This is a genomic window from Priestia sp. FSL W8-0524, assembly GCF_038005965.1.
Classification (GTDB): Bacteria; Bacillota; Bacilli; order Bacillales; family Bacillaceae_H; genus Priestia; species Priestia zanthoxyli.
This window is the reverse complement of record NZ_JBBOUG010000001.1, coordinates 134,108-160,139: the sequence shown is the minus strand read 5'-3', so window position 1 is coordinate 160,139 and position 26,032 is coordinate 134,108. Positions and strand designations below refer to the sequence as shown.

Annotated in this window: 21 protein-coding genes, 10 tRNA genes and 2 riboswitches; of the genes, 4 read left to right on the top strand and 27 right to left on the bottom strand. The window is 37.0% G+C overall.

The features are described from left to right. Positions 1–9: 9 nt before the first annotated feature. The gene (locus tag NST66_RS00830; RefSeq protein ID WP_328141541.1) at positions 10–555 is read right to left on the bottom strand and encodes a hypothetical protein; all 546 of its coding nucleotides are present in this window, start codon (positions 553–555) and stop codon (positions 10–12) included. Positions 556–876: 321 nt separating this feature from the next. Here NST66_RS00830 and NST66_RS00825 point away from each other — a divergent pair, with 321 nt between their 5' ends. Further along, a complete protein-coding gene (locus tag NST66_RS00825) occupies positions 877–2,190 on the top strand; it encodes an APC family permease (RefSeq protein WP_028412680.1) in 1,314 nt (437 codons plus the stop codon). Between the two features lie 334 nt (positions 2,191–2,524). On the opposite strand, the gene NST66_RS00820 is transcribed toward NST66_RS00825, so the two are convergent. The 5 genes from NST66_RS00820 to NST66_RS00800 all read right to left on the bottom strand — a co-directional run bounded on the left by NST66_RS00820 (position 2,525) and on the right by NST66_RS00800 (position 7,953). Continuing rightward, on the bottom strand, positions 2,525–3,316 hold the full coding sequence (locus NST66_RS00820) for an EcsC family protein (protein WP_033580864.1): 792 nt from the start codon (positions 3,314–3,316) through the stop codon (positions 2,525–2,527). Between the two features lie 24 nt (positions 3,317–3,340). Continuing rightward, positions 3,341–3,946, bottom strand: coding sequence for a DedA family protein (locus NST66_RS00815; protein ID WP_013055189.1), 606 nt, complete (start codon positions 3,944–3,946; stop codon positions 3,341–3,343). A gap of 159 nt (positions 3,947–4,105) precedes the next feature. After that, a complete protein-coding gene (ytvI, locus tag NST66_RS00810) occupies positions 4,106–5,137 on the bottom strand; it encodes a sporulation integral membrane protein YtvI (RefSeq protein WP_013055188.1) in 1,032 nt (343 codons plus the stop codon). Positions 5,138–5,349: 212 nt separating this feature from the next. Continuing rightward, positions 5,350–6,609 carry a cation:dicarboxylate symporter family transporter gene (locus NST66_RS00805; RefSeq protein WP_028412682.1) on the bottom strand — a complete coding sequence of 420 codons (1,260 nt, stop codon included), beginning with the start codon at positions 6,607–6,609 and terminating at the stop codon, positions 5,350–5,352. Between the two features lie 106 nt (positions 6,610–6,715). Beyond that, positions 6,716–6,855, bottom strand: a riboswitch (cyclic di-AMP (ydaO/yuaA leader). Positions 6,856–7,128: 273 nt separating this feature from the next. Next, on the bottom strand, positions 7,129–7,953 hold the full coding sequence (locus NST66_RS00800; RefSeq protein WP_028412683.1) for an undecaprenyl-diphosphate phosphatase: 825 nt from the start codon (positions 7,951–7,953) through the stop codon (positions 7,129–7,131). Positions 7,954–8,411: 458 nt separating this feature from the next. Here NST66_RS00800 and NST66_RS00795 point away from each other — a divergent pair, with 458 nt between their 5' ends. Together NST66_RS00795 and thiC are read left to right on the top strand one after the other, a co-directional pair. Next, positions 8,412–8,702: a hypothetical protein gene (locus NST66_RS00795; RefSeq protein ID WP_014461804.1), complete on the top strand. Its 291-nt coding sequence runs from the start codon at positions 8,412–8,414 to the stop codon at positions 8,700–8,702. 81 nt (positions 8,703–8,783) lie between these two features. After that, positions 8,784–8,898, top strand: a riboswitch (TPP riboswitch). 113 nt (positions 8,899–9,011) lie between these two features. After that, the gene (gene thiC / locus NST66_RS00790) at positions 9,012–10,781 is read left to right on the top strand and encodes a phosphomethylpyrimidine synthase ThiC (RefSeq protein WP_028412684.1); all 1,770 of its coding nucleotides are present in this window, start codon (positions 9,012–9,014) and stop codon (positions 10,779–10,781) included. Positions 10,782–10,948: 167 nt separating this feature from the next. Here the strand turns inward: thiC and NST66_RS00785 are convergent, their stop codons facing one another. From NST66_RS00785 to queG, 11 genes are all read right to left on the bottom strand, one after another. Continuing rightward, positions 10,949–11,404: a VanZ family protein gene (locus NST66_RS00785; RefSeq protein WP_224357742.1), complete on the bottom strand. Its 456-nt coding sequence runs from the start codon at positions 11,402–11,404 to the stop codon at positions 10,949–10,951. A gap of 197 nt (positions 11,405–11,601) precedes the next feature. Next, complete coding sequence (locus tag NST66_RS00780; protein ID WP_034264034.1) at positions 11,602–12,714, bottom strand: Ger(x)C family spore germination protein; 1,113 nt, start codon at positions 12,712–12,714, stop codon at positions 11,602–11,604. Continuing rightward, positions 12,704–13,795 carry a GerAB/ArcD/ProY family transporter gene (locus NST66_RS00775; protein WP_028412688.1) on the bottom strand — a complete coding sequence of 364 codons (1,092 nt, stop codon included), beginning with the start codon at positions 13,793–13,795 and terminating at the stop codon, positions 12,704–12,706. Before NST66_RS00775 ends, NST66_RS00780 begins: the two co-directional genes overlap by 11 nt. Further along, the gene (locus tag NST66_RS00770; protein WP_340843022.1) at positions 13,788–15,314 is read right to left on the bottom strand and encodes a spore germination protein; all 1,527 of its coding nucleotides are present in this window, start codon (positions 15,312–15,314) and stop codon (positions 13,788–13,790) included. Before NST66_RS00770 ends, NST66_RS00775 begins: the two co-directional genes overlap by 8 nt. A gap of 105 nt (positions 15,315–15,419) precedes the next feature. Continuing rightward, positions 15,420–16,316, bottom strand: coding sequence for a cation diffusion facilitator family transporter (locus NST66_RS00765; RefSeq protein ID WP_014461808.1), 897 nt, complete (start codon positions 16,314–16,316; stop codon positions 15,420–15,422). Positions 16,317–16,459: 143 nt separating this feature from the next. Next, the gene (locus tag NST66_RS00760) at positions 16,460–17,491 is read right to left on the bottom strand and encodes a DUF3231 family protein (protein WP_028412690.1); all 1,032 of its coding nucleotides are present in this window, start codon (positions 17,489–17,491) and stop codon (positions 16,460–16,462) included. 104 nt (positions 17,492–17,595) lie between these two features. Next, positions 17,596–18,774 (bottom strand): sporulation protein YhbH, encoded by a 1,179-nt coding sequence (yhbH, locus tag NST66_RS00755; protein ID WP_028412691.1) that lies wholly within the window; start codon positions 18,772–18,774, stop codon positions 17,596–17,598. A 324-nt stretch (positions 18,775–19,098) separates the two neighbouring features. After that, entirely contained in the window at positions 19,099–20,994 is a 1,896-nt protein-coding gene (locus NST66_RS00750) for a PrkA family serine protein kinase (protein WP_013055179.1), read from the bottom strand. Positions 20,995–21,452: 458 nt separating this feature from the next. Next, the gene (gene trmL, locus NST66_RS00745; RefSeq protein ID WP_016762878.1) at positions 21,453–21,926 is read right to left on the bottom strand and encodes a tRNA (uridine(34)/cytosine(34)/5-carboxymethylaminomethyluridine(34)-2'-O)-methyltransferase TrmL; all 474 of its coding nucleotides are present in this window, start codon (positions 21,924–21,926) and stop codon (positions 21,453–21,455) included. 64 nt (positions 21,927–21,990) lie between these two features. After that, positions 21,991–22,878: an amidase domain-containing protein gene (locus NST66_RS00740; RefSeq protein ID WP_028412692.1), complete on the bottom strand. Its 888-nt coding sequence runs from the start codon at positions 22,876–22,878 to the stop codon at positions 21,991–21,993. Positions 22,879–22,950: 72 nt separating this feature from the next. Next, the gene (gene queG / locus NST66_RS00735) at positions 22,951–24,087 is read right to left on the bottom strand and encodes a tRNA epoxyqueuosine(34) reductase QueG (RefSeq protein ID WP_033580873.1); all 1,137 of its coding nucleotides are present in this window, start codon (positions 24,085–24,087) and stop codon (positions 22,951–22,953) included. 129 nt (positions 24,088–24,216) lie between these two features. On the opposite strand from queG, the gene NST66_RS00730 reads away from it, so the two are divergent. Then, positions 24,217–24,882 (top strand): B3/B4 domain-containing protein, encoded by a 666-nt coding sequence (locus NST66_RS00730; protein WP_325077700.1) that lies wholly within the window; start codon positions 24,217–24,219, stop codon positions 24,880–24,882. A gap of 115 nt (positions 24,883–24,997) precedes the next feature. Here NST66_RS00730 and NST66_RS00725 read toward each other — a convergent pair. The 10 genes from NST66_RS00725 to NST66_RS00680 all read right to left on the bottom strand — a co-directional run bounded on the left by NST66_RS00725 (position 24,998) and on the right by NST66_RS00680 (position 26,007). After that, positions 24,998–25,071 (bottom strand) — tRNA-Gly (locus tag NST66_RS00725). 72 nt (positions 25,072–25,143) lie between these two features. Further along, positions 25,144–25,225: transfer RNA gene (locus NST66_RS00720), tRNA-Leu, on the bottom strand. A 30-nt stretch (positions 25,226–25,255) separates the two neighbouring features. After that, positions 25,256–25,344, bottom strand: a tRNA-Leu gene (locus tag NST66_RS00715). A 14-nt stretch (positions 25,345–25,358) separates the two neighbouring features. Next, positions 25,359–25,432: transfer RNA gene (locus NST66_RS00710), tRNA-Cys, on the bottom strand. A gap of 37 nt (positions 25,433–25,469) precedes the next feature. Next, positions 25,470–25,544 (bottom strand) — tRNA-Gly (locus tag NST66_RS00705). A gap of 5 nt (positions 25,545–25,549) precedes the next feature. Continuing rightward, positions 25,550–25,624, bottom strand: a tRNA-Gln gene (locus NST66_RS00700). Positions 25,625–25,652: 28 nt separating this feature from the next. Next, positions 25,653–25,728 (bottom strand) — tRNA-His (locus tag NST66_RS00695). Between the two features lie 30 nt (positions 25,729–25,758). Beyond that, positions 25,759–25,832 (bottom strand) — tRNA-Trp (locus NST66_RS00690). Between the two features lie 5 nt (positions 25,833–25,837). Next, a tRNA-Tyr gene (locus NST66_RS00685) sits at positions 25,838–25,921 on the bottom strand. 10 nt (positions 25,922–25,931) lie between these two features. Next, positions 25,932–26,007, bottom strand: a tRNA-Thr gene (locus NST66_RS00680). Positions 26,008–26,032 lie beyond the last annotated feature (25 nt).

The following is a 26,032-nucleotide window of genomic DNA, read 5'->3' as shown; positions in this document are numbered from 1 at the left end:
TCCTCACCATCAAATATCTAACGAGACATTTCCTTTTTCATCTATTGCCGTTGCATGCTCAACAGCAGATGCTAGATTAACCTCTTTTCTTTCATACCATTTCGCTAAATCTTTGAATAACTCTTCTGTTTCAATCATTCTTGTATCTACTCGCAGTTCAGTTTCGTAGCTATGAAGAGACCAAGTGCTTTCACTAAATAAGTTCATCTCCACATCTAGACACATTTCCTTCCAATTGGGGGCACACCGAATAGGGTGAAGTATGTCTGAACATGCAATAGTGTAGCGGTTAGAGCCATTTTTATTCATAAAACAATGAACAGAAGAGGTACTCACATCTCCCTGACTAGTTTGTATAGATTTATATAGCTGGATATCTAACAACGGAACGCTCCATTTTAACGCCATTTTTGGAAGACTTCTTTTTTTAATCGACTTGACCGTTAATTTAATAAAATAAACACCATCTTTTTTTGTTTCATCCAATACAACATGCACACCTGGTCCCTTGTTTATCTCCAAGTTTATATAGGGTGTAGCAATCACTTCCTTCATCTCCTTTATCATCATTATAAGTTTATACACCCGCAAAAATGTAACCGCATTCAAAAGTTTGTTTTCGTATTTATTACAAGTAGATCATACTAATCGAAAGCTTTTTTACTTTCTTTCATTTTATGTAAAATGCTTTCTAGACTCAATGGTAAAAATCAAAGTGAAAAAAAGCATTTTTTTGCTTTATCTAGTAATTAACTAAACGCTCTTTATCTCTTAGCGCGCAATTTTCTCTTCTTTTTCAAAAAAAGATGACAAATCTAACAATATAGTATAATAATAAATATTGCAGAATGATTATACACAGAAAGGATGACAAATATGAATCATGGACCTTCTCTTCTTAAACAACTAAAATTATGGCATATCGTCGTGATAGGATTAGGCTACATGGCACCCATGGCCGTTTTCGATACATTTGGCATTGTAACTGAATCCACAGATGGACATGTTTCAGGTGCTTATGCATTCACGTTGATTGCTATTTTATTCACAGCCATTAGTTATGGAAAAATGGTAAAAGCTTTTCCTGGAGCTGGTTCTTCTTATACATACGCACAGCAAGTAATGAATCCAAGCATTGGTTTTTTGGTAGGATGGACGGCTCTTCTTGATTATCTATTTCTACCGATGATTAATGCACTTTTGACAAATATTTACCTAAGCTCTCTGTTTCCAGGTGTTCCAAAAGCCGTATGGATTATCAGCTTTGTGGTCATCATGACCATAATGAATATTTTTAGCGTTCATTTAACCGTTTCTTTTGGTACGCTATTAGTTGCTTTTCAAATTTTAGTAGCTATCATCTTTATTATTTTAAGTGCTACAACTCAAGGGCAAGAGCTATCATTTAAACCGTTTATAAGTGAATCGGCTTCTATATCTCTTTTATTAAACGGAGCAGCTATTTTATGCTTTTCTTTTTTAGGGTTTGATGCTGTAACCACCATGGCTGAAGAAACACTTAAGCCTGAGAAAACCATTCCCAAAGGGATTCTCATTATTGCATGTACGGGAGGCGCCTTATTTATTACGGTTTCTTACTTTGCTCAGCTTCTTTTCCCTTCAGCCTCTTTGTTTCATGATTTAGAAGGTGCATCGGCTGAAATCGCTTATAAAATTGGCGGCCAGCTGTTTCAATCTATTTTTGTAGCAGCAGCCTTAACATCAACTATTGCTTCTGGACTTGTCTCACATATGAGTGCATCAAGACTTCTCTACGCAATTGGGAAAGATGGTTATCTGCCACGGAGAATTTTTGGCTATATTCACCCTAAAACAAAGACGCCTGTTTGGAACGTAGTCATTATTGGTGGTCTCTCTTTAATTTCACTAAGTCTGTCTCTTGAAAAAGCTACCTCTTTAATTAATTTTGGTGCTTTAATTGCGTTCAGTTCAGTTAACATAGCGGTTTTTATCCATTATTTTATTCAACAAAACAAACGATCTCTCAGTGGGTATATTTCATATGTACTTATGCCTTTACTCGGCAGTTTATTTTTATTTTTTATGTGGCTTAACTTAGAAAAAACATCCTTATTTATTGGTATTGTATGGAGTATAATTGGAATTATTTATTTACTGATTGCCAGACGAAAAAATACTATTACCATTCCTACTTTTCATTTTGATTAAGAAAATAGGCTTAACACACCTCGACATATTTCCCCAGAAATAATGTCGAAAAAAAGTAATTGAGACATAAACAAATCAATCCCATCTACACACGAACAAAAAGGTAAACGATCTAATATGAATCGCTCGTTACACCGCTGTTGATTTCCGTGCAAGGCTTTGCTTTCCGCGGGAGTCTTCGCCTTGCCCTCCAATCAACACCTAGAGGCAACTAAATACATGAAAGCTACATTTACTATATCAATAAAAAAATCCGAACGTATTTGATTCTCAACAAAGAATCAAACTCGTTCGGATTTTTTTTCAACTAAAATACTTTCATACCAGCCTATTTTTATTTTTTAGATTGTGAGACTTTTTCTAAAATGCGTCTTTTACGGTAAAGCATCATTCCAACTTCTCCTATATCGCTAATCGCTTGTTTGTTAATATACGCCCCAAATACCATCCCTGCTATAGGAATCATTTGAAATAGCTTTTTCCATCCCAAGTTGTCTCTATAGGTTAGAAACACTTCTCTCCAACCTTGGAGCTGCTGCAAGCTCTGCGTTCGATTGCCGCTTGCTAATTCTTCTAAAATCGCACGCTTTCCTACAATATCAGAGGATGAAAACTGCATGCATTTGACCATAAAAATGCGTTCCTCTTGCTCAGTGGGATCGTAACCATAAGAAACAGCCACTTCTTGCAGTGTCTTAAGTGTAAGTCCCAATACAAAAGGAATATCAATCGCCAGTGTGAAAATTCCACCTACTCCGGTTGTAGCTCCTTGCAGCTGCGCATTCTTTTTTCGGACTTCAATAAAATACTCCGCCAACTCATCCATTTCCTGCAGAGATAAATGCTGAATGTCCTCTATTGACAGCTGCTTATTTTCTTGTAATTTGGCTGATGCTTTCTCTAGGGTGGCAGACGTATTAGCTAAATACTGGCCTCCATTATCAACATACTTGGCAATTTCATCTAATAATTTTTCTATTTTTTGATGAATGAACTTTGGCGTTACTTTATCTAAAGCTGAAAAAGGCAAGCGAGCCAGCCGCTCCCAGAAAAAAAGTCCTTTTTGGTCTTTCTCCCACTTTTCAATTTTTCGCAATTCTATTCTCAATTGTTCATGCTCTGACATATCCTCACTCTTTTCCTCGATTTATCAGCTCTGTCCTACTTGTTTATTCCGCACATATTTAATGATAAAAAACAACGCAATTAAAACAACAATTCCGATTCCAATAGGCTGCATGTATTGAGACACAATCGGACCCACCTCTTTCCACTTAGGTCCTAACTTATATCCTAAATATACGTAAATAGCCGTTACTGGAAGCATCGCAACAAATGTGTAAATAGAAAACAGCCATACATTCATTTTTGCCATCCCGCATGGAAAAGAGATAGCCGTACGCACTCCTGGAATAAACCGTCCAAAAAAAGCGACCCCGCTGCCGTACTTATTAAAAAAGCGATCGGCAGCGTCAATTTCTTTTTCTTTCACCAAAAAATATTTTCCATATTTTAAAACTAGCGGTCGTCCACCGTAACGTCCCAGTGCATAAAGAGTCAACGGTCCACACACACCGCCTACTGTACCTGCAAGGATAGCCAGATACAAGTTCATATCACCTTGGTACACCCAATACCCTACTAAAGGTAAAACAAGCTCTGCGGGGACAAACTCAAACGTTAATGCTAAAATTACGCCAAAATAAGAGAGCTGTTTTAGCGCTTCAATTAAAGAAAGTAAAACCGACTCTAACAAAAATTCTCCTCCTCATGTCATTAAATCTAAGACTGCAAAACTATAATTTAGCCGATTGATAGATAAAAACCAACGCGACATAGTTTTTTCCTTTCCCTCTTTACGTATGACGTACTACAAAAGTTTCAATAAAAAAAGCGCTAGTTTTATCCAGCGCTTTTATAATTTAAAGTTAATTTGAATAATACCTACTTTACGAAGAGCATCGTATAAAATAACTAAAGCCGGTCCTAAAAACAACCCGACAAAACCTAAAAGTTTAAATCCAATGTACAAACTAACTAATGCAGCCAAAGGTGAAATACCCATATTTGTAGAAAATACTTTTGGTTCTACTACACGTCTTACTACCGTAATGACTCCAAATAGAATAAATAAGCCGATTGCTAATGAGTCATGTCCTTGAGTAAGAGCAAAAATCCCCCATGGAACGAGCACCGAGCCTGTCCCAAGAATTGGTAAGATATCGACAATTACAATTAATAAACTAAGAAGCGCGGTATACGGAACATCTAATAGCCAAAGTCCTACATAAGCCATTACAAACGTCATGACACTTAAAATAATTTGTGCCTTGATAAAACCAACCCCGGCTTGGATAAGCTGAGTGATGACAACTTGTAGCTTATATTTCGTTTCTTCTGTTAAGAAAGACTTAATTTTATTTTTAATAGCAGGCAGCTCAAGGCTGATAAATACAAGCGCTACTAAATAAATAAGAAACTCTAGTAGAAACCCAGGAACAGTTGCGGCAAAGCTAATGATGATTTCTACCGTACTTTTTAATAGAGAATCTAATGAATTTACGGTTTTTTCAAGCGTGCGCTCGATAGAAGAAATCACTTCCGTAGGAAGAGCGTTTGAATAGTACTTCCACTTAATAATAGTTGGATAAATTGCGGTTTCATAGATTTCTTTTACAAAGGAAGGCGCTATTTTTGAAAGAGCTACCACTTGCGTAACGATTGTCCGAACAATAAAAAATCCAATAAGTATGAGCGAAACAACATATAAAATGAAGGTCATAAGCACTGCGTAGACTCTCTTCATTTTAAAAGATTGATGTAATTTTTGAACAATACCCTCAAGTGCTAATGCTGTTAATAAAGCAAACACAATCGGTAAACTGTAAGGGATTAACAAACATACGATTACTATCGAGGCGATGACCCATATTCGCTTTTTCCACATACTCTACTATCCCCCAACTAGCTAAGCTATCTCTATATTTACTGATAAAGAAAGGAACCAGTGACTGCTTTATGTAAGAATAAAATTTGGATATTTTTATACCTGATGTTACATATTATAGGGTCAATTCCCATAATAATAAAGGAATTATTATGAAAAAAGCTACTTATTCTAATTTTTTGAATAGAATAAGTAGCTTTTAAATTTATAAATTAGCCGGCTCTCATGACCTCTGTACCTTTTTTAGGGTCAAATTTGCCTTCAGATTTAGACATTACAATTGCTGCTAGTGTGTTTCCTACTAAGTTAACAACCGTACGTGCCATATCCATGATTCTGTCTACTCCCGCAATGAAGGCTAATCCTTCTGCCGGAACGCCGATTGTTCCAAGAGTAGCTAGTAATACAACAAATGATGTTCCTGGCACTGCAGCCATTCCTTTAGATGTAACCATCAATACAAGAATGAGCGTCAGCTGTTGAACGATTGTTAAATCAATACCATACACTTGCGCTAAGAATAACGCTGCAATGGCTTGATAAAGAACAGAACCATCTAGGTTAAAGGTATAACCAATTGGTACAACGAACGATACGATAGCTTTTGGACAGCCCATCTTTTCAAGTTTTTCCATAATTCGCGGAAGAACTGTCTCAGAACTAGATGTACTGTATGCTAACAACAGTTCATCTTTCATATAGCGGAATAAGTGGAAAATGTTAATTCCTGCCCATTTCGCAATTCCTCCTAATACAACAAGTAGGAAGAAAATTAACGCTAAGTAAACTAAGATAACAAGCTTTCCTAATGAAAGAAGTGACTCTAAACCGAATTTCGAAACTGTTACACCAATTAAAGCAAATACTCCAATCGGAGCCACTTTCATTACTAGGTTTACCACGTGAAACATTGCGTGAGAAACGCCGTCAAAGAATTGAACAACAGGCTTTCCTCTTTCTCCAATTGCCGCTACTCCAAGTGCGAACAATACTGTAAAGAAGATAATTGCTAGCATGTCCCCTTCAACAATTGACTGGAAAAAGTTTGTCGGAACAATGTGTAAGAACGTTTCAGCCACTGACTTTCCTTCTTGCTGTTCGGATGTTTCAACGTATTGTGAAATATCACTCTTCTGTGCTGAATGAATGTCTACACCTTGTCCAGGGTGAAAAATATTAGCAATCAATACACCGATTACAATTGCGAAAGTTGTAATAATTTCAAAATAGAGAATGGTTTTAACGCCCAGCTTTCCGACCTGTTTACCGCTACCTGCTCCTGCAACTCCAACGACTAAACTTGAGATAACAATTGGAATAACAATCATCTTAATCAATCTTAAGAACAAGTCTCCCAGCGGCTGCAGGTATGTTACTACACGCGGATCGTTAAACCAAATTACTCCTACAAGAACACCGAGGATTAAACCGGTAAAAATCTGCGTAGCCAAACCAAAACGAATTTTTTTCATAGATGTACCTCCCCAAAGATGTATGACATTTGTATATACTTTTCTGAAAAAACAAAAAAAGACTATTCTTAAGAAAGAACAGCCTTTTACTTACGCTATTTTGGGCTCTTTCTCTCAATAAAGCAAACGAGGTTAACTGTCGGATTCGGAATTGAGAGTTTCCTACCTTTTGTAAGGATTCACCCCAAGGCAGCTTTACTGCCGATAATGATTCCCCCGCTCTATACGATTAAGCTTATTATTCAATTTTTATAAAATTAAAACGATCTATACGTTGTCATACGTTTTTTACAGTCAATAAAACTAAACAGAAGTCTTACTTTTACTTAACTTTATACTGCACAAATATTAATTTACTATTTTTCGACACGTTTTGTCAATACCCATGTTTATAAAACGCTTTCAAAAGACAATAATATATATTTATGCAAAAAAGCTATTGCAATGTTGCAATAGCTTTTTCTTGCTTTTTAAGTCTTTATTAGAAGTTTAAATGGCTATAAAATACGCTTATTTATTTTATAAAAATACAAAATATAGAATAGCCGCTAAGACAATTCGATAAATGGCAAACGGAACTAATTTAATGCGGTTGATTAATTTTAAGAAAAAGCGAATCGATATAAGCGCAAAAATAAAGGCGCTGATAAAACCAGCAATAAAAAACGGTAGTGCATCTGATGTGAAATACTGCCAGTTTTTAACCAATGAAAGTCCACTTGCTCCTGCCATAATTGGCACTGCCATAATAAATGTAAAATCTGCGGCTGCCTTATGGCTCATTCCAAGAAGAACCCCTCCTGAAATCGTTGAGCCTGAACGAGAAAAACCTGGCCAAAGAGCAATACATTGAAACAGTCCTATACCTAGTGCTTGTCCATAAGACATTTGGTCCACCGTCTCTACACGCGGACGTTTAGGTCCAAACAAATCTGCTAGAATCATTAATACAGCTCCGACCACTAAGCCAATTAGCACCGTATTTAAAGAAAACAAATGTTCATCAATGTAATCATCAAACAAAAGTCCTAACACTCCTGCGGGTAACAAACCAACAATTACCTGCATTAAATTTAAGCGATTTGTCGGTCCAATTGCAGCAGCTGGTTTTTTTCCCAATCCTAATAAATTAATAAAACGATCTTTAAAAATAACAACTACTGCTAAGATCGACCCTAGCTGAATAACAATCTTAAATGTATTAGCTACTGGAGATGAAAATAATTCTTTTGAATTTAACCACAGGTCATCCACAATAATCATATGCCCAGTTGACGAAACGGGAGCAAACTCTGTTAAACCTTCTACAATCCCTAAAATGATTGCTACAATAATTTCCCACATAAAGCTATGTACCTTGCCTTTCTTTCAAATTAATAAGCTTATCGCTTCGTTTTACATGCTCAACTATTTTCCTATTTTGACACTTGCTTTTTTATCATAATTGTTAAAACTATGAAATACAATGTGTATTTGCAAAAAGATAAGAATCTTTAATAATTTGTAATAAAAAGCTTACATGCTACAACCAAAAAACACGATATCAGCTTTTATTTATTTTAAAAAGCAGTCACCATGTTCAGTATAAATTCTGGTCCCTTAGCTAAAAATGAATCATCTAGACTATTTTTCTTTAGTGTGAAAAAATGACTAAATCATTATGTTTTTTCCATCCCCCTTTACTGTCATCTATCATTTTAATCCAATAGGGCTGACTTATACGACATATCCCCTAAGTAATTTGAAACTTTTTTCTCTCTTTTCTCGTATATAGTAGTATCTTTTTTAGGAGGCTTTTTACTATGAATGGAAATGTACGTACAATGAAATGGGTCACTGCTGGGTATGAAGCCTTGCTGGGAATTCCTTTAATTGGCGCGGGGATTGTTATGGGCTTTAGCTATACTCCTCTTTTTATTGGATTTATTCTTCATGCTATCACACTCATTTTAGCTAATAGACGAGGGTTATCTGCTTATGGAAACATACTAGGGCTTGTTACCTCACTGGTTGCTTGGATTCCATTTTTGGGATTTATCATGCATATTATTACAGCTATTGTGATTGCAATCGATGCTGCTAGACAACGCTAATTGTCTAGCTTTTTTTATTTAAGGGTTGATTTTTTACCGAATGATGGTAAACTTAAGCCGTAAATTGAATAATTTGAATGTTATTTCTACTAGGGGTGTCTGATAGCTCAGACTGAGAGAAGAGTGCAATAAAACTCTTTAACCCTTTGAACCTGATTTGGGTTATACCAGCGGAGGGAAGTAGTCTTGAAAAGAATAGTATATGTTTATTCTTTTTTTGCCTATTCCATCGGGTTCTGTCTATCACAGAACCCGATTTTTTTATGGTTCGGTATAGCTACACTTTATGCGAAACCGGAGGAATATGTAATGTCAAAACAAAATGTATCAGTTTCTATGAAAAAGCCTTTTCCAAACAGTCACAAAGTATATGTCCAAGGATCCAGACAAGACCTTAAAGTACCTATGCGTGAAATTCATCAGTCTCCTACTACAGGGTCTTTTGGTGAAGAAGAAAATAGTCCCGTACGTGTATACGACACGAGCGGTGTTTATACAGATCCCTCTTATGAAATTAATTTACAAAAAGGATTACCAGCTCTGCGCGAAAAGTGGATTGCAGAACGAAACGATGTAGAAACATATCAAGGCCGTACGGTTCAGCCACAGGATAACGGTTATTATGACGGTGATCCAAGAGATCAGTACGAGCGCTTTATCACTAAACGTTTACCTTTGCGCGCGAAAAAAAATCAAAATGTAACGCAAATGCACTATGCGAAAAAAGGAGTCATCACGCCCGAAATGGAATTTATCGCTATTCGTGAACAGATGAATCCTGAAATTGTGCGTGAAGAAGTAGCAAGAGGACGTGCGATTATCCCTAATAATATCAATCACCCTGAGAGCGAACCGATGATTATCGGCCGCAAATTCCATGTGAAAATTAATGCTAATATCGGAAATTCAGCTATTCGTTCAGCTATTGAAGATGAAGTAGAAAAAATGACATGGGCAACGCGTTGGGGAGCCGATACAATTATGGATCTATCAACAGGAAAGGATATCCACACAACACGCGAATGGATTATCCGCAACTCGCCTGTTCCTGTAGGGACCGTTCCTATTTACCAAGCGCTTGAAAAAGTAAAAGGCGTAGCAGAAGATCTAACGTGGGAAGCATACCGCGATACATTAATTGAACAAGCAGAACAAGGTGTTGATTACTTTACTATTCACGCAGGTGTTCTTTTACGTTATATTCCTCTGACAGCGAAACGTACGACAGGTATTGTTTCACGCGGAGGATCCATCTTGGCGCAGTGGTGTTTAGCTCATCATGAAGAGAACTTTTTATATACTCGCTTTGAAGAAATCTGTGAAATCTGTAAAGCATACGATATTGCTATTTCGCTTGGCGATGGGCTACGTCCTGGTTCCATTGCAGATGCTAATGATGAGGCACAGTTCGGTGAATTAGAAACGCTTGGTGAATTAACTAAAATTGCTTGGAAACACGATGTTCAAGTTATGATTGAAGGTCCTGGACATGTTCCAATGCATCTCATCAAAGAAAACGTAGATAAACAAATGGAAATATGCCAGGAAGCCCCCTTCTATACTCTTGGACCGCTTACAACCGACATCGCTCCAGGCTATGACCATATTACATCAGGTATTGGTGCTGCAATGATTGGCTGGTTTGGGACAGCTATGCTTTGCTACGTAACGCCAAAAGAACATTTAGGACTCCCGAATAAAGAAGACGTTCGCGAAGGCGTTATCACCTATAAAATTGCTGCGCATGCTGCTGACCTAGCAAAAGGCCATCCAGGAGCACAAAAACGCGATAATGCTCTGTCTAAAGCAAGATTTGAATTTAGATGGAATGATCAATTTAACCTGTCACTAGATCCAGAGCGCGCAAAAGAATATCACGATGAAACACTTCCCGCTGAAGGTGCTAAAACAGCCCATTTCTGTTCAATGTGTGGACCTAAATTCTGTTCGATGCGTATTTCTCAAGATATTCGTAACATGGCTCAAGAAAATGAAAAAGATGTAAACGAAGTAAGAAAAGAAGGAATGAAAGAAAAAGCTAAAGAGTTTGTTAACAGTGGTTCAAATATCTATCAATAATGAAGTAGAACAGCTTAAAAAACAAATTAAGCAGCTTGAAGGAAAGTTATTATTTGTTCAGCAAAATTGTCAGCACATTATCGTTGAATCCTCACATTCTTCCGTAAGACGCTGCATTAAGTGTTTCTATCAACAAGATGCAAAAAGGACTTCGTAAAGAAGTCCTTTCATCTTTTTTTGAAACGTGCTTTCAGCATGTTCTTAATCCAATATAGTATTTTAATAATAACCCAGCCTATAAATGTACCTAGCGTGTTCAAAAAGATATCATCAATATCAAATACTCGTTCCGTTAGCTTGTACTGTAAAATTTCAATCAGAAAACTGATTAAGAAACCCGTCGTAAAGACTTGAATAAAACCGTCAAACCACTTCATAAACAACGGAATAAACATTCCAAGCGGCGCAAACATCACGATATTTCCCAGTATATTTGTCAGAGTGAGCATTATATTACCGCTGTCCCACATCAGACGGATTGTACTAAATAAATCCAAGTTCATTGCTTTTCCGTAAACATGTTCGTTTTCCCGTATGAGAGTAGCATAAATGACCACTGCCGTATACGCAATAAATAGAGTGAACATGACTTTTTTAACAATTGACCTGATGCTTACATTCACTTCAACATCACCTTCTTTGACTCCCAAAACCATTTATTATTATCTATATGTACCCGTCCACTGCTTTCATTCGTAGTGAATGCATTTATATGCTTTTTTATCCTATCACATCAATAAATAAATACAATTCCCTTTTTGTTATTTTGTAAACTAAAATTTTTTCAATTAAAAAAGCCACGCTTTTCGCATGACTTTTGTTAATTAATAACTCCACGATGGATAATTTCCACTTGTACTTTCGGATTAATCGAGATGTTTTTATAGTCCTGTCTCCATTTAAGCCTTTTCCATATACTCGGATGATAAGCAGCTACTTCTCTTCCTATTTCAAGAAAATCACAGTTAGCTTTTTGCAGCTTTTCAACTACTTTTTCAGCTTTCTTTTGTAGAATCTTTTCAATTTCTTTCTGTACGTTTTTTGTTAATGCAGGAGATGACATTTCATTTTTAGTAAATTCATTAATACTTACTTTTATATTTAGCGGTATGATTACTTTTGCTCCGTGCACCGCATCAGGTTTAACGTGCATTTTTGCTTTAGCATCTGACACATCATACGATACTACATACTGTTGATCATGTATGGTAATTTTGTGACTCATAATCATATATTTGTCTTTTTGATTTCCTAATAAAAGAAGCGCCTTAGATTCATCGGAATTTAATGTAATACCTGAAAATTTATCTTCATTAAACAAAGCTGTACCGATTACATCAACGGTCTTATTTTCAGTATTTAATTTCATATAAGGAAGAGCTAGCCCTTTTCCTTCATCAAACAACACGGTACAAAGTGACTGAAGAGTTTCAATTGGCACTAAGGAATTGACTTCAGCCGTATGGACAACTCCGTCTAAATATTCTCCAATTAGCTCTTCTCCTACTTGCTGTAGCTCAACTATCGTACTCGGTTTCCCTTCTACAATGACATACTTAGCCGTTAGAGGACTTTCCGGTGTGCGATATAAGACGTCTGATAATTCTAGTATACCTTCTTTAGCTAATCGATCTTCAAATAAGATTATTCTCTTTTTGGCAGACATAACAATTCCAGAAACCTGCTGGTTAATTTTTGTTCGATCATCTCGAGGTGAATCCCCTGCTACATGATAAGTTTTATTTACTAAAATCCCTTCTTTAGACGTATATGAGCGGATAGCAATAGTAGAAAGCACCTTATTTCCTTTCTTTTTTTCATAAGCTACCGTAGACAAAAACATCGTATCTTTTAACATTTTTTGATCCCAGCACCCCGTTAGAAAACTTAAAACTAAACATATGCTCATTATCTTGATCAGTTTATCCTTCATTTTTTACAGTTCCTTTTCTAATCCATGACAGTAATAGCAAACAGATAGGAATACAGAAAATGAATACGTAAATTAAATAATTAGTTGTTTGAGACAAAGCTGCGACAAGCTGATCCGTTTTTGAAAAATAAATGGAAAGACCTGTTACAAATATCAATACAATTGGAACAAATGGACGGTGAGTTTTCTTTTTGAAGATTTCCTGCATGCCTACACTTGAAATATATACATATATAATAAGGGACGTAATAACAGAAATGATCCAAAAAGTAATAAAAACCAAATCGATTCGTTCGATAACTGAGTTTTGCGTCGCCTTCAAAATATATAAAACCGGTTCTGGTACAATTAAAATTTCATCTGGGCTAAAAAACATATAACAAGCAATGATAATATACACATATAAAATCGTAACGATACAATTACTAAGCATGACCATTTTTAAAGTCGTCGTAGACTTTGCTTTTACAAACGGTGCTAAAATTAAAATAGCTTCAAAACCTAACATTGAGATACTTCCTTCTTTTGACGCCAGCAAAATATTTTGAATACCGCTGTGCCCAATCGGAAATAGATACCGGACATCGGCCTCTTTATAAGCATTTGACACCAATAATACCAAAATAATTAAAAATACAGATACAATAGTAAAAAAACGCCCTATATTGCGTACATTCTCTTTTGCAAAATATAACGCAATAACAACTAATAAAAAGACAAGAACATAAGCTGGCGTCAAGTGATAAAGCCAGCGCTTTAACACGTTTACATATAAAACCGTAATGACACTTGAGACAATAATGTAATAAAACACGTATCCTATATTCAAAAAATTACCTAACCACTTACCAAGCAGCTTGCTAGTCATCTGATACAGCGTTAAACCTGGCAAACGATGCGTTAATCCCCAGTGGAATAATGTAATGACTTGAATAATACAACCGCTCATTAACATGGAAATCCAGCCGTCCGTATGCGCCGTTTTAAATAAGTTATAAGGTAACCCTAAAACACCAATCCCAATTTGAGTTTGTAAGATGATAAAGAACAGCTGACTGGCTGAAATACTATTTTTATTCATTTGAATCCCAATTCCTTATCGCTTTTTGACGTTTACGTTTTTGAGGCTTAGCATTAGCAGGCCTTTCATTCAAATAAAGCTGATGCATCCTTACAAAGACATCCTTTAAGCCGGAAAATCTAAATGGAGCAAAAGGAATTAAGTAAGGCATCGTAATGGACTCTAAAATAACTAAATGCATAACGATGAGCACTAGTACAAAAACAATACCCAAATAGCCAAAAACGGCTGCTCCGATCATCATAGGAAAACTTAAAATTCGCAGCGTTGTGCTCATTTCGTTTGATGGCACAACAAAGGAAGAAACGGCTGTTAGAGCAATAACAATAATCATCATATTTGAAACTAAACTCGCTTCAACAATTGCTGTGCCGATAACTAATCCTCCAACTACCCCGATGGTTTGAGCAATGGATGAAGGCAGCCTGAGCGATGCTTCTTTTAATAGTTCCAATATCAATACCATAATAAATGCCTCTACTATCGGAGGAAACGGAACGTTCTCAAGAGATCCTTTTACCGTAAATACTAAGTCCAAAGGAATTAACTCGTAATGAAAAGAAATCGTTGCAATATAAATCGCAGGTAAACTCATGGCAACAAAAAAACTGAACACGCGTAAAAGTCGAAAAAATGAGCCATAAAGTGCACGCGTATTGTAATCTTCAGGCGATTGATAAAAAGTAAAAAAGTTAACAGGAGCAATTAACGCAGAACTATTTCCATTTGTTAAAACGGCCATTCTGCCTTCTAACAGGTTACCCATTACCCGGTCCGGCCTTTCTGTGTTCAACAGCTGAGGAAAGGGTGAAAGAGGCGAATCTTCTAAAGCCTCTTCAATGATGCTCCCACTATCTACTCCATCCACTTCAATTTGTTTGATACGATCAATAATCATATTACAAATTTCTGCGTTTGCTATATTTTTCAAATATAAAACTGCCACTCGAGTGCGTGAAATACTGCCTACTTCGATATAGCGTACAATAAGGCTTCCATCTAAAAATTTTTGCCTCATCATGTTTAGATTTTTGTCCAAGCTCTCGACAAAACTTTCCTGTGAACCCCTAATCACTTTTTCATTCAGCGCTTGATTAACTTCTCTTGTAGCCGTTTTGGTAGAGTCAATTGCATAAACAAACGAATCATTCTCAATTAGTAGAATAGACGCACCTCGGCTCATTAAACTAATCATTTCATCCAAATCTTTTGTAGGAGTAATCGAAGCGGCCTGTATGACTTCTTTTATCTCTCCTTCTTTTTCTATTAATAAAGGTTTGATAACATGATCGTTTAGCTTCATTGAATCCATAAGAGGGACAAAATAGACTAAAAGTGCACTCTGGTGATTAAATTTCAGCTGTCTTTTCCCTATATCGTTTGAATAATCTAACCGTTCTTCAAGTTCTTTTACAATTTCTTCTATGTTTTTACCAGGTTCAATTTCTGCTTTTTCTTCTGCTTCAAGGGAGTTAGGACTTTTTTTCCATTTAGATCTTCGTTTGATTAACAGTGCCACTCACCTGCCTCGATGTCTCTTGTTAATATTCATTGTTTCTAAAAAAATAAATAGTATGTAAAAAAAATGCAAAAAGACGCAGCGAAAAATTTTCGCTGCGTCTTTTTAATCTGGATAATAAGGATTCAAATGGATTAATACTTCCTGAATATTATCATGCTTTTTCATAAGTGTAGCTTTGATTTCTCGTCCTAAATCATGACCTTCCTTAATTGTTTTAAAGTGGTCAATTGAAATACGTACATCCACTAATATGTAATGGCCATGTTCTCTTGCTCGAACGCGATCAATCCGCTTCACATCTTCAAATTCATAAATACTTTCTTCAAGTTCTTTCAGTAGCTCTTCATCAATATTGCCTTCCATTAAGATTTGAAAAGACTCTCCCATCATTTGTCTGGCAATGTTAAAAATTAAATAAGCAACAAAGATACTTGCTATTTTATCTCCGTATAACAGCAGTTGAACATCCATTTTATCACCAATAATGGATAATAAAACACCAATTGCCGCTGCAATAGAAGCAACAATATCTGCTTTATGATCAAATGCAATTGCCTCAATTGCCTTACTGTGGTGCTGCTTGGCTACGTTTAAAGAATAACGGTACAATAATACCTTTGCTATGTATGAAATAACAGCAATCCACATGGCTAAAATATTTGGAGATTCAACCGGATGGAATAAACCAACGACTCCTTCAAATACCACATAAAATGATACAAGCAATAAAATAATTCCTACAATTCCTGAGACAATTACTTCTGCTTTTCCATGCCCGTATGGATGATCATCATCTGCTGGCTTATTTGCTACTCGTATAACCAACAAGACAATAATAGAGGCAAATACGTCCGCTGCAGAGTGAATACCATCAGCAAATACGGCATCACTATTCCCAATCCATCCTACTATTACTTTTCCTAGCGTAAGGGCAATATTGCTCCATACGCTAATCCATGCTACTTTTTTCGCAATGGACTCCCTTATACTATTATTCATTTGCACACCTCGACTTACTTCTTGAAAAATCAGCTTTTTTATCTTATCACTGTTCATTCAAGTGGGTCTAGAGCAACCTATTTTCATTTAGCTATATATGTTTCAGCACCGCAAAATTACTGATAATCCACAACATATCTTTCTTATTTCTCTGCCAACTTCTTACGATCAGTTGCCATTGGAGGTTCTTCCATCCACCCTTGCTCAATCATAATTCGAATTCCATCTTTTCCGTACTTCCCTATACGCCCAATTAGCTGAGAAAATTCTACTGCTACATCCGAACGGAAGGCCATAGACAAACCAGCACCGCAGTTATCAATAGCGATCGTCACCGCTGTAGAAGTATGATACATCATCAGCTTATCTGAAAACGGTGAAATCGTTGAGTTGGTTACATATGCATCAAGCAGCCTCGGACTTGGTAAATCAGCTTCAGACAGTAACTCAGTGAAGTGCTTGATTTGCTTACTTGCAAGCTTGACTCCATCAAAAAAATAAGAGCGTAATTTTTGTGTGGTAGCTACTTGACTAAAGGCCAGCATCAGCGTTTTACCTAATACATTTGTATTAACAATTTCTTGAATAGCGGTAACCTCTAAAGAAGTTAAAGGATGCATTTGAGAGAAAAATGGTGATATAAATGTTTTTTCGTCCACAAAATTCACTTTTACAGGATAAGGAATAACCGGAGGTCTCATCAGCATGCTTTTTCTTAAAATAACGTGGTTAGAATTCTCTAAAAGAATGTCGCTTTCTTTTACGCATCGAGATAGGTGGTCATAAATATCTTGCCTTCTCACTGCGCTTAGCGCTCTGGCATATTTCTTCATACCTCCAATGGCCATTTCGTTTACATAAATAGCCATAAAAATATCATCGAATAAAGCAGGAACTCCTTTGTTCACATCTTGTTCCCCAAACCCTACTGGAATTGGAATTTTTTCTGAACTGAATAATTCCGTCAATTCGTCTACATGAGTTTGTGAAAACTGATGTGCTTTTTTTAAAAGTTCCTTAATCTCTGGATCTTTTACAACAGATAGAAAATATCCAAGAACGCATACATACAGCGTATCGCCTAAATATTGCGCCCATAAGTAACCTAACTCGGCTGCATTCAACCGCTGATTTTGTTGATGTTTTTGCATTTCACTCTTTATATTTTCGTTCATTCACTTATTCTCCTTTTGGATAAAGTCGTACTTTTACTATCTCCAAAGAAGCGCTGAATAAACCGCATAAAAAAGACCTAGATAACAAGTCTAGGCCTTTTAGGTTATGCATATTTTTGGTCTTCGGTCTCTTTTCTAAAAAAGCTTTTCATCGCATGAAAAACGTCTGATTTTTGTTTTAAAATAAAGTGTCTAAAGCTTTCGTCTTGAATGTTTTTGTACGCAGACATTAAAGTGGAATGTCGATTGTACTGATTCACTTCCCCATACCCAAACATATTTGACACTTTCATTAATTCATTTACTAACTTTACACACCTTGCGTTATCTGAAGTTAAGTTATCACCATCTGAAAAATGAAACGGGTAAATATTATAACGGCTCGGATCATACTTTTGGTTAATTAATTCAAGCGCTTTTCGGTAAGCAGATGAGCAGATGGTTCCTCCACTTTCTCCTTTGGAGAAGAAGTCTTCTTCTGACACTACTTTTGCCTCTGTATGATGCGCAATAAATTCAATTTCCACCGTTTCGTATTTCGTACGTAAAAAGCGTGTCATCCAAAAGAAAAAGCTTCGTGCCATATATTTTTCCCATATGCCCATCGAACCGCTCGTATCCATCATAGCTAAAACGACTGCTTTCGATTCTGGCTTTATAACTTCATTCCACGTTTTAAATTTTAAATCCTCCGGATAAATAGGATGAAAAGCAGGCTTTCCTGTCATTGCGTTTCGCTTATAAGCGCTCATCATCGTTCGTTTTTTATCAATATTCCCCATCAAACCTGTACGTCGTATATCATTAAATTCAATGTGTTCCACAACAATTTGATCAGATTCTTTTCGCTGAAGATTAGGCAGTTCTAATTGAGCAAATAAAGCCTCTTGAAGTTCCATGAGGGACACTTCCGCTTCAAAGTAGTCTTCTCCAGCCTGGTCACCTGCTCCTTGACCTTTTCCTGCTCCTTTTTGACCATCTCCAGCAGATCCGTCACGTGCTACTACATCCCCAACTTTACTGTCTCCATCACCTTGACCCACATGTTTGTTTTTATCATAATTGTACCGAATTCGATATTCATCCAATGATTTGATCGGGATTTTAACAACTTCTCTTCCATTGGACATCACGATATTTTCTTCTGTAATTAAGTCCGGTAAATTATTTTTAATGGCTTCTTTAATTTTTTCTTGATGTCTTTTTTGATCATCGTGGCCTTTACGATGGAGGGACCAGTCTTCTTTTGAGACAGCAAAACTTTTATCTACTTCTTTTCCCACGCTATTCCCCTCCTTATTTAAAAAACACCTGCACGTTTTTACTCGGCATGCATAAGCTATACCGAAAGTTTCTGACAAATACCTTTAGTTCAAAGGTTGGTTACTCTTATCCTATGCGCAAGAATGGTATACTTGCTAACTAATTCTTTTACTATTAACTATTCATTTTATAGTGTCTAGTGTCATGTATATGTTTATGACTTATCATATGATGGTTAAGTGCAATGCGTACTACACACTAGCCTAATTATGCAGAGTTTATTTTAAGAGATAAGAAAAACATGGCACAGATCGGAAGTGCCATGTTTTCTTGTTAGTACTGAGTTATCGATTTAACAAACTTCCTACATAGCGCAGCAGTTCATTAGCAGATACTGAATTGTATCCATGCTCATCAATCAATCGAGCCACTACTTCATTTACTTTCTTCAGCTGCTGCTCATCTGGTGTTTTAGTGGACGTTGTAATTTTCACTACGTCTTTTAAATCTGCAAACAGTTTTTTCTGAATCGCTTCACGTAAGCGTTCATGAGAATTATAGTCAAATCGTTTTCCTTTACGTGCATAAGCGGAAATACGAATTAAGATTTCTTCGCGGAATGCTTTTTTCGCATTTTCTGAAATACCAATTTGTTCTTCAATTGAACGCATTAATTTATCATCTGGATTTAACTCTTCTCCTGTTAACGGATCACGAAGCTTATTTTTGTTGCAGTATGCTTCGACATTATCTAAATAATTATCCATTAATGTTTTAGCAGACTCTTCGTAAGAATAAACGAACGCTTTTTGCACTTCTTTTTTAGCAATTTCATCATATTCTTTACGCGCCAGAGAAATATAATTCAGGTAACGCTCTCGGTCCTCAGCAGAAATAGACGCATGCTGTGCTAACCCTTCCTTCAATGAACGCAGTACATCTAATGCATTGATTGATTTAATATCTTTTCGAATGATGGTAGATGAAATGCGGTTAATGACATAACGCGGATCAATACCGCTCATTCCTTCATCCGTATACTCTTTTTGTAACTCTTCTACGTCTGCATCGTTATAGCCTTCTACAGATTGACCGTCGTATAAGCGCATTTTCTTTAACAAATCGATATCGCCTTTTTTAGGCTCTTTTAATCTTGTTAACGTAGTAAAGATAGACGCAATACGTAGCGTATGAGGGGCAATATGAACATCTGATACGTCACTTTCACGAATCATTTTGTCATAAATTTTTTCCTCATCACTCACTTTTAAGTTATATGGAACAGGCATTACAATAATTCGTGAATGCAAAGCTTCATTTTTCTTATTGGAAATAAACGAGCGATACTCTGTTTCATTTGTATGCGCTACGATTAATTCATCTGCACTAATTAAAGCAAATCTTCCTGCTTTAAAGTTTCCTTCTTGGGTTAAAGAGAGTAAATGCCATAAAAATTTCTCGTCACATTTTAACATCTCTTGGAACTCCATCATTCCCCGGTTTGCTTTATTAAGCTCTCCGTCAAAGCGGTAAGCGCGCGGATCTGACTCAGATCCATACTCTGCAATTGTTGAAAAGTCAATGCTTCCTGTTAGGTCAGCAATGTCTTGAGATTTCGGATCAGAAGGACTGAACGTTCCAATTCCAGTTCGTTTGTCCTCTGAGAAGAAAATGCGTTCGATGATGACGTCTTCAATTCTGCCTCCATACTCTTCCTCTAATCGCATTGTATTTAAAGGAGATAAGTTTCCTTCAATTCGGATACCATACTCTTCAAAGAAGTCTTTACGTAAATGATGTGGAATTAAATGCAGCGGATCTTCATGCATTGGGCATCCTTTAATAGCGTAAACAGCTCCTCGATCAGTAAGCGAATAAGCTTCAAGCCCTCTTTTTAACATGGTCACTAGCGTCGATTTACCACCACTTACTGGACCCATTAAAAGTAAAATACGTTTACGAACATCTAAACGCTTTGCAGCTGGGTGAAAATATTCTTCCACCAAGCGTTCTAGCGAATCTTCAAGTCCAAACATTTGTCCACTGAAAAATTTATAATGTCTTTTACCATTTACCTCTTCAATTCCTGCATCCTTTATCATGTTGTATACTCTAGAGTGTGCAGGCTGAGCAATTAAAGGCTCATCTTTAATCAGCTTTAGGTACTCTTCAAATGTCCCTTCCCACTTAAGACGATTCTCTTCTTCGCGGTATCTTTCAACTTTCTTTAATATATCCATTAAAGGACCTCCCCTACTAGTTATGGTGCTAGTGAACAAGATTAATACAATCTATGCAGCAAAATGTTTGAACATGCTTTTTAAATTGTAAAATTCAGAAATTTGTCCTTGCTAGGCATTCACAGTGAAGTATTTATTAGCTATAATAAAAGAGTAAGAAGGAACGGTTAAATTTTATTAGAGAACTTACGTCTCTAGAAGAGTTATTTTGTCATTATTATCATCATGAGATATGGGAAGTCGGTTTTAACTGCAGTAGCTGTATAATCCTTTTAATTAGATTGAGGAGGAAAATCAATGCGCTTACTTTTAGTATTAGGAGTAACAATTGCTTTTTTAGCATCCATCTTCAGAGCGGGATACAATGATAAACCGGGTGTTAAAAAATAACCACTACATATCATCGTCGACATAAATAAAAAAGCGAGGTTCAAATTTTATTGAACCTCGCTTTTTATTTAAGATAAACCAGCGTAATTTTGTTGACGCAGCGCTTCATAGATTAAAATAGCTGCTGTATTAGATAAATTTAAAGAACGAACATTTTCTGTCATCGGTAAACGAAGACATCTTTCCATGTTCTCTTCAATAATGTGCTTTGGCAGACCCTTTGTTTCTCTCCCAAATACGAAGAAATGATCCTGCTCTAAGTCACTATAATCAAATGTTGTATGTGGCTGTTGACCAAATTTTGTGATGAAGTAAAAGCCTGCTTCAGGATACTTTTCAAATACTTCTTCTAATGAATCATGATACACCACATTTACAAATTCCCAGTAATCCAATCCAGCTCGCTTTAACATTTTATCATCTGTTGAAAAGCCTAACGGCCGAACTAAATGCAGCGTCGTATTTGTTGCTGCACATGTTCGCGCAATATTTCCTGTATTTGCTGGAATTTCTGGTTGAAATAACACTACGTGTACTCCCACAAATTTTCACCTCTGCTAACAAATCTATTCATCATTATACCACTAACTTGCTAAAACGAAAGACTTACCGATCAACGATATGGAAAAAATCATACTTAATCTTTGGCGTGTAAGCCGTTGAATCTTCATAAGCCCAATATCTCATTCGACTATTATACGTGTTCGCATTCACAAGAGGCATACCGTGACCGTCTTTTGCTACAACAATCGTCGTATGATTCCATCTTCCATCTCCTTCAAAATCGTAGCAGATAACGTCTCCGGGGACAAGTTCGCTTGCTGAAGATTTCCTCACAGCCCGAAGTCCTGATTTGGAGTTACTTAAATAGCTGTGCATGGAATGAGCAACGGCCCAGCTATAGCTCCAGGCGTTCCCTCTCATCCACCATCCGTTTGCTTTTTTAGGATACCCCCGCATCGGCGCCTTTCCTGCATGCAAACACTGTGAGATATAGTTGGTGCAGTTTACCTCAAACTGCTTATAACTTTCATTAGGTTTATCCCAATGTTTTTCTGCATACTGAACAGCTGCAAGACGATCATAATAAGAGGCTCTTTCTTCGTCTTCCTCTACTTCTTCTACATCCATTTCAACCTCATCTTCAGAAAAATCCTTTACCAGCAGCTCATCTTGAATAAGTGTATCTTTATAAAAAAGAGCTAAACGATCTTCAATTTCTTCTTCTATATAGAAAAAATCGTTTTGTTTTAAAAATGCCTGAATGTGCACCTTATATAATACTCTTGTTTCTTCCTGATCCGTATGAGCAGATTGAATAGAACCTTTCATATTACATTTTAAAACATCAACTTCTCTTTTTTTTACAAGAGACCGCTTTAGCTCACACTGCTGTTCAATGAAAGGCTTAAAGTCTTCATGAAGCTCACCTTTTACATAGCTGTCCGCACGCGCTTTAATTAAAGTATATAATACATTCCTTTTTGTTAGCATAATGTCACCACTTTTCTAAGCGTTTATTATACGCTATGACTCATTAGCTAACTTTATCAATAAAAATACGGTTTAGATCTCTTGAAGCATCTCTATACCTTTTGACATTTCTTCAATTACTTCTTGGTCCTTTTCTTTTTCTCTTAAGTTCATAAGTGTATCTAATGCTTCTTTATCACCAATTTTGCCTAACGCCCATGCCGCCGTTCCTCTAATGACAGGGCGAACGTCATTTTTAATTAACTCAATTAAATCTGGAACAGCGGTTTGATCTTTAAAATGGGCAAGTGCAATAATGGCATTACGCTGAATTGGCTTTTTCCCTCTCCATGACCCTGAAACATGTCCAAATTTCTCTTTGAACTCACGATTACTCATCGTTAAAAGCGGTTTTAATTTAGGCTTCGCAAGTTCTGGGTCAGGCTCCATCTCAGGGTGAAAATGAAAGTCTTTGCCTTTATTTTCAGGACACACAGTTTGACATGTATCACAGCCATATAAACGATTGCCTAATTTACTTCGAAATTCTTCAGCTAAAAATCCTTTTGTTTGGGTTAAAAAGGCAATACATCGCTGCGAATTCAGCTGACCGCCTGTTACAAGCGCACCGGTAGGGCACACATCCACGCACTTATTACAAGTACCACAGCCGTCTTCTATCGGTTTATCAGGAGGAAACGGGATATCTGTAATCATTTCCCCTAAATACACGTAGGAACCGAATTCAGGTGTGATAATGGCACAGTTCTTACCGCTCCAGCCAATACCAGCTCTTTCTGCTACAGCTCGGTCCGACAGCTCGCCTGTATCTACCATCGATTGAAGGATAGCTGCAGGTACTTTTTCTTTTATGAAAGCTTCAAGCTTTTGAAGCCTATCACGTAAAACCGTATGATAATCTTGTCCCCAAGAAGCACGGCAAAAGATCCCTCGGCGATCTTCCTTTGTGCTCTTTGGTGCATCCTTTAATTTAGAAGGATACGCAAGTGCAATTGAAATAATGGATCTAGCTTTTGGAACAACTAATGTGGGATCTACTCTTTTTTCAATATCAGGTTCCTCAAAGCCTGAAGCATAACCTAACTCTTGCTGTGCTAACAATCGATTCTTTAACTCATCAAACATAGAAGCACTCGCAAATCCAATCTTATCGATTCCAATCTCTTTGCTGTATGAAATAATTTCTTCCTTCAACTGATACGCATTCATAGTGAGTAATAGCCTCCTTTCTAAGAAATTCTATATATTCATGCATTGAACTGTTTTCTCACTCAATGAAATGATAGGATGGTATCTATAAACGAACAAATACTAATTATAATAGAAAGGATCAAAAAAATGAACTTTACATTATCACCCGCTATTAAACAGCTTTGCCCTTCTTTTAAAATGGGAATCATTCAGTATAAAAATATTGAAGTTGGCGATTCTCCTCAAATGCTAAAAGGACGTCTGCGCCTTTTTCAAGAATCCATTTATTTTGACCTTGAGTCAAAAAAAGTAACAGAATTTGAAGGTGTTAGCGAGTGGAGAAAGCTTTTCAAAACGTTTGGAACGGATCCAAGTAAATACCGTCCTTCTATAGAAGCTTTAATTCGACGGATAGGAAAACAAACGTACCTTCCTTCTATCAATTCTGCTGTGGACATTAATAACTTTTTTTCATTGCAATATGAAGTACCAATTGGAATTTATGATTCTTCTAATTTAGAGGGCCACGTTGAATTTACTATCGGTAAAAAAGAAGAGTTTTACGAAGCTCTAAATGAACGTAACATTTCTTTAGAAAATAAAATCATTTCAAAAGATGCCCTAGGAGCTTTCGGAAGCCCTTATGTGGATTCTAACCGAGCGTACGTAACTGAAAAGACAACACAAGCTGTACAATTCATCTATTTAAAACCTTCACTTTCAGAAGAACAGGCTTATAAACTAACTAAATCCTTAAGTGACATGTTCATTCAAATTCACGGCGGCGAAGCAACCTATCAAGTCATTAACTGATGTACGTAAATATAGCGTCTATCTTTTCAAGATAGACGCTATATTTACGCTAAAAATAAAAAACGCAACATCTCAGCTTTGAAAGCGAGACACTGCGTTGTGATAACAATATGTATGGAGCGGGTGATGAGAATCGAACTCACGACATCAGCTTGGAAGGCTGAGGTTTTACCACTAAACTACACCCGCAAATATTATCAAAATTTGTCGACCAATAAGTAAAAATAAAAACAGGAATCATCCTGTCAAGTAAAGCTAAAGTACCGATGGTCGGGGTCGAACCGACACTCCCGAAGGAACACGATTTTGAGTCGTGCGCGTCTGCCAATTCCGCCACATCGGCAAAATAAAAAAGGCAAGTTAAAATTATAAATGGTGCCGAGGGCCGGACTTGAACCGGCACGGTAGTCACCTACCGCAGGATTTTAAGTCCTGTGTGTCTGCCAATTCCACCACCCCGGCAGCTTGTAAATAAATGGAGGCGGCAACCGGATTTGAACCGGTGATAAAGGTTTTGCAGACCTCTGCCTTACCACTTGGCTATGCCGCCATTTACTCAAGACTAAATAACTTTATTAAAATTAAATTGGAGCGGAAGACGAGGTTCGAACTCGCGACCCCCACCTTGGCAAGGTGGTGTTCTACCACTGAACTACTTCCGCAAATATGGCTGGGCTAGCTGGATTCGAACCAACGCATGACGGAATCAAAATCCGTTGCCTTACCGCTTGGCGATAGCCCAATATTGGAATATGCATATCGTTTATAAATGGGGCGACTGATGGGAATCGAACCCACGAATGCCGGAACCACAATCCGGTGCGTTAACCACTTCGCCACAATCGCCACGTATATATGCAATGTTAATTTTATAATTGGCAGGGGCAGTAGGAATCGAACCCACACTGACGGTTTTGGAGACCGTAGTTCTACCTTTAAACTATGCCCCTGTAAATGGTGGAGGGGGGCAGATTCGAACTGCCGAACCCGAAGGAGCGGATTTACAGTCCGCCGCGTTTAGCCACTTCGCTACCCCTCCACAATAACTGTGGTGCCGGCAAGAGGACTTGAACCCCCAACCTACTGATTACAAGTCAGTTGCTCTACCAGTTGAGCTACACCGGCATTTTAAAAACAAATGTTTTTAAAA